Source organism: uncultured Brachyspira sp. (assembly GCF_944388875.1).
GTDB lineage: Bacteria > Spirochaetota > Brachyspiria > Brachyspirales > Brachyspiraceae > Brachyspira.
In genome coordinates this window covers 34211-43897 of sequence record NZ_CALXKQ010000023.1, presented here as the reverse complement: position 1 = coordinate 43897, position 9687 = coordinate 34211, and the positions used below count along the sequence as shown (strand labels likewise).

General features: G+C 25.3%; 21 protein-coding genes. 20 read left to right on the top strand and 1 reads right to left on the bottom strand.

What is annotated here, in order from left to right:
* Positions 1-301 precede the first annotated feature (301 nt).
* The 19 genes from Q0J69_RS11680 (at position 302) to Q0J69_RS11590 (ending at position 8178) form a co-directional block, all read left to right on the top strand.
* Positions 302-1246, top strand: coding sequence for a hypothetical protein (locus Q0J69_RS11680; protein ID WP_297207785.1), 945 nt, complete (start codon positions 302-304; stop codon positions 1244-1246).
* Positions 1212-2069, top strand: coding sequence for a DnaA/Hda family protein (locus tag Q0J69_RS11675; protein ID WP_297207782.1), 858 nt, complete (start codon positions 1212-1214; stop codon positions 2067-2069). Before Q0J69_RS11680 ends, Q0J69_RS11675 begins: the two co-directional genes overlap by 35 nt.
* Before the next feature lie 22 nt (positions 2070-2091).
* Positions 2092-2442 (top strand): hypothetical protein, encoded by a 351-nt coding sequence (locus Q0J69_RS11670; RefSeq protein ID WP_297207780.1) that lies wholly within the window; start codon positions 2092-2094, stop codon positions 2440-2442.
* Positions 2443-2487: 45 nt separating this feature from the next.
* The gene (locus tag Q0J69_RS11665; protein WP_297207776.1) at positions 2488-2814 is read left to right on the top strand and encodes a hypothetical protein; all 327 of its coding nucleotides are present in this window, start codon (positions 2488-2490) and stop codon (positions 2812-2814) included.
* A 48-nt stretch (positions 2815-2862) separates the two neighbouring features.
* A complete protein-coding gene (locus tag Q0J69_RS11660) occupies positions 2863-3114 on the top strand; it encodes a hypothetical protein (RefSeq protein ID WP_297207774.1) in 252 nt (83 codons plus the stop codon).
* A gap of 13 nt (positions 3115-3127) precedes the next feature.
* On the top strand, positions 3128-3535 hold the full coding sequence (locus Q0J69_RS11655) for a DUF4406 domain-containing protein (RefSeq protein ID WP_297207771.1): 408 nt from the start codon (positions 3128-3130) through the stop codon (positions 3533-3535).
* Complete coding sequence (locus Q0J69_RS11650; protein ID WP_297207768.1) at positions 3528-3818, top strand: nucleotide modification associated domain-containing protein; 291 nt, start codon at positions 3528-3530, stop codon at positions 3816-3818. The genes Q0J69_RS11655 and Q0J69_RS11650 overlap by 8 nt, the downstream gene beginning before the upstream one ends.
* A 62-nt stretch (positions 3819-3880) precedes the next feature.
* Entirely contained in the window at positions 3881-4150 is a 270-nt protein-coding gene (locus Q0J69_RS11645; RefSeq protein WP_270003610.1) for an HNH endonuclease signature motif containing protein, read from the top strand.
* Between the two features lie 238 nt (positions 4151-4388).
* The gene (locus Q0J69_RS11640) at positions 4389-4556 is read left to right on the top strand and encodes a hypothetical protein (RefSeq protein WP_297207760.1); all 168 of its coding nucleotides are present in this window, start codon (positions 4389-4391) and stop codon (positions 4554-4556) included.
* 13 nt (positions 4557-4569) lie between these two features.
* The gene (locus Q0J69_RS11635; RefSeq protein WP_297207753.1) at positions 4570-4968 is read left to right on the top strand and encodes a hypothetical protein; all 399 of its coding nucleotides are present in this window, start codon (positions 4570-4572) and stop codon (positions 4966-4968) included.
* A 123-nt stretch (positions 4969-5091) separates the two neighbouring features.
* Positions 5092-5268, top strand: a complete 177-nt coding sequence (locus Q0J69_RS11630; protein WP_297207752.1) for a hypothetical protein — start codon at positions 5092-5094, stop codon at positions 5266-5268.
* A 15-nt stretch (positions 5269-5283) separates the two neighbouring features.
* On the top strand, positions 5284-5514 hold the full coding sequence (locus Q0J69_RS11625) for a hypothetical protein (RefSeq protein ID WP_297207750.1): 231 nt from the start codon (positions 5284-5286) through the stop codon (positions 5512-5514).
* Positions 5511-6248, top strand: coding sequence for an SAM-dependent DNA methyltransferase (locus Q0J69_RS11620; RefSeq protein WP_297207747.1), 738 nt, complete (start codon positions 5511-5513; stop codon positions 6246-6248). Before Q0J69_RS11625 ends, Q0J69_RS11620 begins: the two co-directional genes overlap by 4 nt.
* 10 nt (positions 6249-6258) lie before the next feature.
* Positions 6259-6447 carry a hypothetical protein gene (locus tag Q0J69_RS11615; protein WP_297207745.1) on the top strand — a complete coding sequence of 63 codons (189 nt, stop codon included), beginning with the start codon at positions 6259-6261 and terminating at the stop codon, positions 6445-6447.
* A gap of 3 nt (positions 6448-6450) precedes the next feature.
* Positions 6451-6654: a hypothetical protein gene (locus tag Q0J69_RS11610; protein ID WP_297207742.1), complete on the top strand. Its 204-nt coding sequence runs from the start codon at positions 6451-6453 to the stop codon at positions 6652-6654.
* A gap of 4 nt (positions 6655-6658) precedes the next feature.
* Entirely contained in the window at positions 6659-6889 is a 231-nt protein-coding gene (locus Q0J69_RS11605) for a hypothetical protein (protein ID WP_297207739.1), read from the top strand.
* Positions 6886-7053 (top strand): group-specific protein, encoded by a 168-nt coding sequence (locus Q0J69_RS11600; protein ID WP_297207735.1) that lies wholly within the window; start codon positions 6886-6888, stop codon positions 7051-7053. Before Q0J69_RS11605 ends, Q0J69_RS11600 begins: the two co-directional genes overlap by 4 nt.
* Positions 7054-7123: 70 nt before the next feature.
* Positions 7124-8050, top strand: a complete 927-nt coding sequence (locus Q0J69_RS11595; RefSeq protein WP_297207733.1) for a site-specific integrase — start codon at positions 7124-7126, stop codon at positions 8048-8050.
* Positions 8050-8178 carry a hypothetical protein gene (locus tag Q0J69_RS11590; protein ID WP_297207730.1) on the top strand — a complete coding sequence of 43 codons (129 nt, stop codon included), beginning with the start codon at positions 8050-8052 and terminating at the stop codon, positions 8176-8178. Before Q0J69_RS11595 ends, Q0J69_RS11590 begins: the two co-directional genes overlap by 1 nt.
* A gap of 54 nt (positions 8179-8232) precedes the next feature.
* Here Q0J69_RS11590 and Q0J69_RS11585 read toward each other — a convergent pair whose 3' ends face one another.
* The gene (locus Q0J69_RS11585) at positions 8233-9315 is read right to left on the bottom strand and encodes a DUF3800 domain-containing protein (RefSeq protein ID WP_297207727.1); all 1083 of its coding nucleotides are present in this window, start codon (positions 9313-9315) and stop codon (positions 8233-8235) included.
* A gap of 183 nt (positions 9316-9498) precedes the next feature.
* On the opposite strand from Q0J69_RS11585, the gene Q0J69_RS11580 reads away from it, so the two are divergent.
* Positions 9499-9687: a hypothetical protein gene (locus Q0J69_RS11580; RefSeq protein ID WP_297207726.1), complete on the top strand. Its 189-nt coding sequence runs from the start codon at positions 9499-9501 to the stop codon at positions 9685-9687.

The window sequence follows — 9687 nt, the reverse complement described above, 5'->3', positions numbered from 1 at the left end:
AAATAATAATTTTAACGAATTTCAAAAGAATATGGAAAGCGGTACGAGTTTCAAAATTTCCACTAATCGACATAATAAAAAATCTAGTATGCGTAAAAAACATACTAGATTTAAAGCAAAATCAATTTCCAAAAATATCGAAAATAAAAGCAAATAAAAAGTTTTTTCATAACTTTTTTAATATAAATCTGAGCATATCTTTTAACTATCCATCAGTTAAAAAAATAACAAATCAATACATCAAAAATTTATTTAAATCATTTGAAAACAAATCAAAAAAATATTTATGCGGAGCAGTGCTATGACTACAGAAACACCAGAAGTAAAAAGCGAATACTTAATAGCAACGTACGGCGATGCTATGCTTGACAGAGGCTTTACCTCTATACCGAATACATTAATTTATTACAGAAAAAGATTAGGACTTACTGCAAGCGAGTTTGAGTTTATAATTGCTGTAATGAGTTTGAGCTGGAAAAGAGATAAAGAAATCAGAGATAAAGAAATCAATCCTGCAGAAAAAAATTATTACAGACAAAGACAAAGTCTGTATGCTAAAGGCTATTTAACTTTCTCAAGCAAGAATGTTTATATAGGCGACAGATTTGCAGGAACAGGAACGGTATATAATTTCTCAGGATTAAAAAAAGCTATAGAGATGCTTGTTGAAGAAGACAGAGCAATACAAAATATGGATGCACCTGTAGAGCAGAAATATGATGAGCCTAGCTTGTTTAATGAAGACATAAACACAGAACCTTTACAGCCTCCGAAATTAATCAAAGATGAAAAAGAAAAAAGCGAAGAAGAAAAAACTCCTGAGGAAAAAGAAGAGGATAAAAAACAGGAAGAGTTTTTAGAAAAATATAATGAGCTTCATAAAGAACTAATAGGCGTTAAAATAAATCATAAATATCATCAAGTATATACTAGCTTTTTAATTGATATATTCAAAAAACGTGTGCATGATAATTTTGATGAAGCATTGTCTATAGTAAAGTTTAATTTCTTAAAATTATCACTAAATAAAAGATATTCGTTAAAACTTCAGGATTTATTAAAAATGGCTTTATGCCAAAAAAATGAAAATCCAAAAAATAATGATAACAAAGAAAATAAAACACAGGAAGATAACAAAAAATACTCAATACCTCGAGGGCTTGATAAATTAGACTTCTTATTAAATGAATTAGAAAAAGGAGGAAACATAAATGAAGCGTATGCTAAAATTGCAAATTGCGGATAGCAGTTACTGTCTGCAAAGTTATAAAAATCATTTAGAAGAATTGAAAAAAACAGCAAGAGAAGGCAAAGATCCTCTATGCACAAGATGCGATGAGTTTGGATTTGTTATAGGTACTGATTCTAAAACATCTTCTAAAGAAAATCTAATTCCTATTATGTGTCATTGTGTGAGTGATGAAAAAAGTAAGATAGAAAGAAAAATAGAGGACTTAGAAATAATAATAAAAAGATACAATAATGTATTTAATAAATTAGACAATGATATGACATTAAATATTTTTGCAGAAAGGTTTAATAATCAAAAGCTAGTAAGCAGTATAAAAAAATATTTAGAATTAGGAAGTATGAACTCACTGTATATTGAAGGAGAAAGCGGAACAGGTAAAACTACAATGCTTAAAATGTTATGGCAGATATATGCTATTAATAACATTAAAGCATTGTATATGAAGGCATCTAGTTTTGAAGATATGCATAAAAACTTATTTAATAAAAATGCACAGGACAGAGATTTGAAATCAAGTATAGATGCTAAAATAGATAATATAAAATTTGCAGATATTATTATGATAGACGACATTGACAGCGTAGGTTTTCATTATGCAGCCGAAGGCTATTATAAACTATTTGATAAAATCAGAGAATTAGAAAAAACAGTTATTCTTACATCAAATAAAAGCTACAGCGGTTTAATGAACAGCTTAAATATAAAAACAAGAAAAGATAATATTGAGGAAATTAAGGGCAGGCTTACAAGCAGATTAAAGAACTTAAATATTATAGAACTTGAAATGCATAAGTCTAAAGAGCTTATAACAGCATAGTAATAATAGAGGTATCAATAATATGATAAAAACAAAATTATTAAAAAAATCTGCAGTTATGTCAGACGGTAAAAACTATATAAAAATATATGATGAAGGTTTCGGACATTATAAAAAAAGTTATTTAGGTTTTACTGATAATGACATTGTTAATTTAGATTCAGGCAAAAATGAGCTTCATATCTCAAATATAGAAATTACAGACAGGAAAGAAATAACTGATTACGGAAGAAAATCAAGAGAGTGTTTTATAGAAGTGAGACAAGAAAACGGAAGCATATTTGGATATATTCATTTATTAAATGATTATATTGAGATATCACATGATTTTGAATATTCATTAAATGGAGAAATAAAGAAAATAGATTTTTAATAGTCAAAATATTATTTTGATTATTAAAAATATAGGAGAATTAAAATGCTAAAAATGATGGTATTCAGTATTAATACTAAAACCTACTTTGAATTAGGTTGTTTAGAATTAGAAAAGTTTATTAAACATCTTGGTGAGCCTTCTTATGCTAATTTAATAACAAATGAATTAAAAGAATTATTAAATACTTATGAACCTGATTATAAAAGAGATGATTGGAATATACATTTTTCTAATTGGTTAAAAAGTTTGCATAAAGGTGATTATTTATGTATGTATGACGGTTGGATAACTGATTATAAAACTATGAATGAATTAAAAGAAAAGTATATAACACAATTAAAAGATAAAGGCATGTTAATAAACTGTTAACAATGTTGATAACTTGTAAATAAGATGTTGAGAAATTAGGAGGAAGATATGACTATTTTAATAAGAAATAAAGAGGAAATAAATTATATAACTGACTTTGAAGGTATGTATATAAAAGAACCAAGCAAAGATGATAATTTTTATTCTTTATATGTAGATACAAAAAATACAGGATTTTATATTTATAAAAATGAAGATAGAAAAGAAGTGATGGAAGTATTTAATTATATAGCTGATGAAATAGAATACGGCTATAAAATCGGAAAAGAAAAAATATATATAGACTTAAATACTTTTTGAAAGGAGATAAAAAATGAGTCAAAAAGAAAAATTAAAAATATATTTATCAGGAGCTATTAGCGGTAAGGAAAAAATAGAATATCAAAAGGAGTTTTATGATGCTAAAGAAAAAATATTGAAGTGGACAGAAAATAAAGATATACCTGTCGAGGTAATAGTACCCTGCGACTATGATCATTTGAATAAAACAGGGAAATGGGAAGATTATCTTAAAACAGATATAAAACTTCTTGCAGACTGTGATTGGCTTGTAGATATAGAAAACGGAAGTGAAAAAAGTAAAGGAGTTATGCTGGAGAAAATGATTTGCACAGCATTAAATATTAATATGATAGAACTAAGCGAATTTAAATTAATGTATGATACTCTTCTTTATAATAAATATATAGAAGATAGCGAAAAGGAGAAAAAAAATGAATAAAGAGGATTTAATTATTAATGAATGCGAAGAGCTTAAAAAATTGCTGATAGCTAAAAATAAGGATTATGGAAACAGCTATGACAAAACATTAAATGAGTATGGCAGAAATATAGGATTAATACGAATAGAAGATAAATTAAATAGATTAAAAAATCTTCTTTTATTAAAAGAGAAAATAAGAACAGAAGAAAGTATTATTGACACTGTACTTGATATAGCAGGCTACGCAGTTCTTTTTAGTATTTACTTGAAAGAACAGGGCGGTAATAAAGGAGGAAAGTGAGAAACCGCCGCCGAGTAAACTTGTTTGCTCGGGTATATTAGGCGGGTTCGAACATAGCAGCAATGAGAAGTGATGATAAAGCATATAAAAGATACAAAAGCAAAAAATGGCGTGCCTTCAGAGAAAGTTTTTTAAAAGAAAATCCTCTTTGTAAAAACTTTGCTGAGTGCCATAATTTTGCTGAACATGTTGATCATATAAAAAGAATAGAAAGCGAAGATGATCCATTGTTTTATGATAAAAGCAACTTGCAGGCTTTATGTAAGAGATGTCATAGCAGAAAAACTGCAAAAGAAGACGGAGCTTTCGGAAATAAGAAAAAAGACTACTAGGAGTAAACAATGGAAAAAGATAATAGAGAATATATATATATTTAGAAAAAGATACATCAGAAGGAAAAGTATTAATTGATATAAAAAATGTCAACGGTAAAGATATTATATATTTATTATCTGAGTTTATAGACTTTGTAAGTAAAAAAGAAGATATGCCTGCAAATGTCTTTTTGATTATGATAGATAAAGCAATAATGAAAAAAAGAGAATTAGAAAATAAAAAAGGAAATGAACAATGAAAACACAAAATAAAAGATTGTATTACTGTTTTGAATGCAAATTTGCTAAAAGAATAAAAGGTGCTTTAATATGCAGTGTATACAGAGGAATTACTGATATAAGCAATAAAGCCTGCTTAGATTTTGAATTAAAACCTGATTTTATACGCCGTAAAAATAAATAATGGAGCACCAGCAATGAGAGAACTAAACTTTATAGAAAATAATGGGCGTTTTGGCATAACTTTTATGTCTGATGATAAAGCAGAAGCTAACACTGTAATGAATGCTATACAGAGATTTATATTAAAAAATAGTAATAAAGAAATATCAAAGAAGACTGAGCTTAAAAATCAAAAAAAAGATATACAAAAAGAAATTGCTGAAATAGAAAATAAATCTTTTGAAGACACATTAAAAGAAAACAATGAGATAATATCTTTCGGAGAAGATGAAGATGATTCAAATTATAGAATAGATGAGGAGTGTGAAGAAGATCCATTAAGTGTAGATGCAGATAATATAAACAGATGGGACTATGATGCAGACGGTGATAAAGTGGATATTGAAGGCAACAAGTTTCTTTTTGAGGATTAAAAATATAAAGCTAAAAAACGAGTGCCTGTATCTGAAAGATACAGGAGCTTATTACGAGTTTTTTAGCTTTAGCAATAATAAAAGGCAATAAAATGCTTTTTGATTATTAAGGAGTGAATTAATATGTCAAATACAAAATATAAAGAACAATGTATAAATTGCTTTAATAGAAAAGAAAACACTTTCTTTTGTAATATACTTAATAAATATATAGATTTAAGAGATACTAAAAAATGCAGTTTTTATAATAAACTAACATCTATAAAGATTAAAAATATTGATTATAAACCAGTTATTTGATAAATAGGTATAAAAATGAAAGATACTATTATAGTCTTTGATAATACAAAAGAAAATGAAAGCGTTGGAAAAATAAAAGGCTGTTATGATGATGTAATAATAGGATATATGACACTAATATATCAAACTGCTATAAAAAGTAAGAAAAAACCTGAGGATGTTGTTTTGGATATATTGTATAAAGTTAAAGATAATAAAGGAACTTTATATAAATATATGAAAAATAATGAAAGGAATAAAAAATGAAAAAATTAAGATCATCTAAATATAAAAATCTATATAACATATTAAAAGATGTTTCTTATAAACATACTATAGCTAAAGTATTTTATGACTTTATAGCTATGACAGCATTAAATATTGCTATAGAAATAAGTTTTAATATTGAAGATAAGAAAAAAAGAATAGAGCAATTTAAAAAAATCGCTGTTACTTATGATGAAAACGAAATGGAGCTTTTTAATGCATTTAAATTAGAATTAGCAAATGAATATCAGAATAATAGATATCAGGATGTATTAGGAGTTTTATTTCAAGAGCTTGAATTAAAAAATGATTTCAAAGGTCAATTTTTTACGCCTTATGAATTATCATACTGTATGAATAAAATTAATTTTGATAAATCATTATTAGAAAATAAAGATTTTATTCACTGCAATGAACCAGCAGCAGGAAGCGGAGGAATTGTTATAGCTTCATGTCAGATAGCAGAGGAACTAGGCTATAATTATTCAGAAAAATTAATATGGAGTATTAATGATGTAGATTTGATGTGCGTATATATGTCATTCATACAATTAAACTTAATAGGAGCTTCCGCTTTAATACAGCATTGCAATACATTAAGTATGGAAGTTTTTGATAGGTTTTATACACTCGGATATATTTTAAATAGATGCAGTCAAAGACTTCAAATAGAAGAACATTGTAATAAGATGTTAGCAGCAATAAAAGATATGCAGTCTTTATCTAATAACTAGAGGTTATAAAATGATTTGCAGTATATGTAAGAATAATTTTGATGATTTACCAGAAACGACAGTAACTATTGAAGCTAAAACTAAAGAAGGTAAAGAAATAAAATCAAAAGAAAAGAAATTAAATATATGTGAAGATTGTATTTTAAGAATTGCAAAGTCGGGATTACCAACAAGGATTATTTTTGAAGATGAGGATTAATTTATGATTAAAGGTGTTTTTATTCAAAAATATTTAATCAATATAAATTGTATATCAAACATTTATTTTGATGAAAATAAAAGTACTATAAAAATATTTACTTTAGACAGCGGATTGCCTACAACAATAGAATGTGAAACTGAAGATGAATATAATAAATATTATAATATTCTAATATCATTATTTGATTTAGTAAAAGAGATATAAAAAAATGATTAAAGCTGTTATTAATTATAATGATGTAAATGATGAGTTCAGAAGAATGAATGATATTTTAGGAGTAATAAAATATAAATATAAAAATATTAATGTTAGTTATAAAAAACTAAAAAAGAAAAATGAACTGTTTGTAACTATTAATAATGAAAGATTAGAGTGTAATCATAGTTTAGAGTTTTATATGCAGGCAGTAGAAAATATATTGAATAAGGTTATAAAATGATGGTTTATCAAATCGGATCTATATGTTTTGGAATATTCAGTGTTATATGTATTTTTATTAGTATAACATCTAAAAATGACATTGCTAAGGCGTTCTATTTGCTTTGTTTCTTTTTATCAAATATTGCTGCTTTGCTTTGTGATATAGTAATAAAATTAAATTAGAAGTTATAAAAGTTTATATTCTTTTCTATATATAAGGGCTTTTGCCTTTAATTTATGGAAAGGTATAAACATGTCTTCTAAAAAAAAGAATGAATTAATATTAAAAAGGAATAATATAATAAGCCAAGAGCAAGCAGAACTTCTTTACAAACAAGCTAACTATTTAAATATACTTGATTATATGAAGGAAGAGCAGCTTATTAAGCAGATAGATTATGAAACAGAGAAAGAAAACTTTTTTAAGCAATGTTCAAAAACAAAAAGCAATCACACAAAAAGACAGTATAAAAACGGACTTAATAAACTAGAGGAATACTGTAATATGAATAATAAAAATATTTTATTTATTAAAGCAAGAGAAGCTGATGACTTTATAACAGAAGTTAATTCAAGCGAGCTTTCTAATTTAAGTATACGTGCATTAGTTTCTTCCTGTTCCTCTTTCTTTTCTTTTTTAGAAAGAAGATATCCATTTATTAAAAATCCTTTTCGAGGGACAAAAACTCGTCCTCCTGTGAAAAATAAAAAACGTTTGGAAGTACCAACTAAAAAAGAAATTGAATTAATAATTAAAGATATATCAGATCCGCTTATAAAAGTGGCCATCATTTTTATAATGGAATGCGGTGTGCGTGTTGGTGCTTTACCTAAATTAGAAATAAGAAATAATAAATATTATTCATATTCAAAAGGAAAAGAAATAAGCTGGAAAGTTACTGACAAAGTTATAAAAGAATTAAAAAAGAACAATCTTTCTTTTGATAAGCCTTTCAAAAATAAAAGTTCTGAAGTGATAAGAAACATTTTTTATAGGAGTTCAAAGCGTTTATATAAACAAGGCAAAATAAAAGCTGCCTACTCTATACATGATATAAGGCATTATTTTGCTGTTACTCTATACAAACAAACTAAAGACATAGAACTTATTAGACAGGCATTAAATCATAGCAGTATAGCTATAACAGGAATATACTTAAAAAGTTTAGAGGTAGAATAATGAAAAAAAGATTAATAGTTTGCAGATTCACATATAAAGAATATAAGCTATTAAAAAGATTAGCTAAAGAAAATAATATGAGTGTACGTAAGTATATAAAAAAACTTATTTTAGATTATATCAATTAGATACAGTGTTGCGATAATTACTGTTATCGTATTATATAATAATTATAAGTTAGATTATATTTTAAATCTCATACCAAAATCATTTTCAGCAAAAAAATCTAGTAAATTTATATCTCCATTTTCTTTCTTCATATCTTCAATTGGTTTTACATTCTCTATTGATGGATATACCATATGTGTATATTTCCATTCTTTACAAATAGATTTTATTTCATCATTAAATAATTCATTATCAAATTTTTCATTTAAAATATTTCTTACATATGAAAACAAAATTCCAGAAATAATATCACATAATTTAATGGAATAACTTTCTTCACTATTTAAAAATTTAACATTTAATATTTTTAATGGAAGTATAGATTTAAATTTACCATACCCTATTTTAACATTTGGAATTTTTTTATTTGATAAGAATAAAAGTTTATCTTCTTGATTATATATCATATTTGATTGGTCATGGCATACAGTAAATCCATCATTATATTTTTCATTTAAATATAAACATATGCTGACTAATGCATGCATAGATGGATCTAAACTATTAGTAGATTCACTATTTACATATTCATTCAAATCTTCATACATTGTTAAAATTTGGATAAATCTTTTTATATCATCATTTTTACATGTATCAATTAATTTATATAATTCCTCTTCAAAATTTTTAATTGTTTTTTCATCTTTTATTCTTATCATTTTTAAATATTTCATATACATATTATGAAGTATATTTTTATCACAAACTACAGGTAAAGAAAAAAACATTATATTAGAAAATGCTATATGAAATCCTCTATCATAATAATCTATACCATCTCTATACATTTGAGGCTCAATAATGTGATCTAATATTTGTATGAGTAAAAAAAATTCTTTATGTATAATAGAAGTATAAAAATAACTATTCAATGAATTCATTTCTTTTTTTATAAAATTAATTAATTCTTTTTTTCCCTTAGAATTTTTTTTTAATTTAACAAAATGTAATTTTTCTATATCAGAAAAATATTTTTCTAATATATTTTTAGACTCTGTTTCTTCTAAAGTATTTCCTGATAATATATATATAGGCTGTTCTTCATTTAATAACTGAAATCCTGTATTACCAGCTTCATCAAAATATATATTATTCATAATAAGTTCCTTATACCTAATAACTATATTGTAATCTTTAGAATTTTATCTAAATGATTTGTTTAAGATATATTAATTATAAAAAAAGTCAACCTTATTCATACATGTTTTTTATTGAATAAAGTGGACTTTTTCAAATAAATGCTATATACTATAATTATATCAAATAAAAAGGATATCTTTATGCCAAGAGGTGGAGCTAGAAATGGAGCTGGCAGAAAAATACATGGAAGTGAAAAAGCTGATATAAGAGTTATGTTTAGGCTTACCAAAGAGATGTATAATCTTATTAATACTTATGCTCAGAAAGAAAATTTAAGTGTTGGGCAGTATGTACGTAAAGTTACTCTTGCAAAATTAATTAAAGAGTAG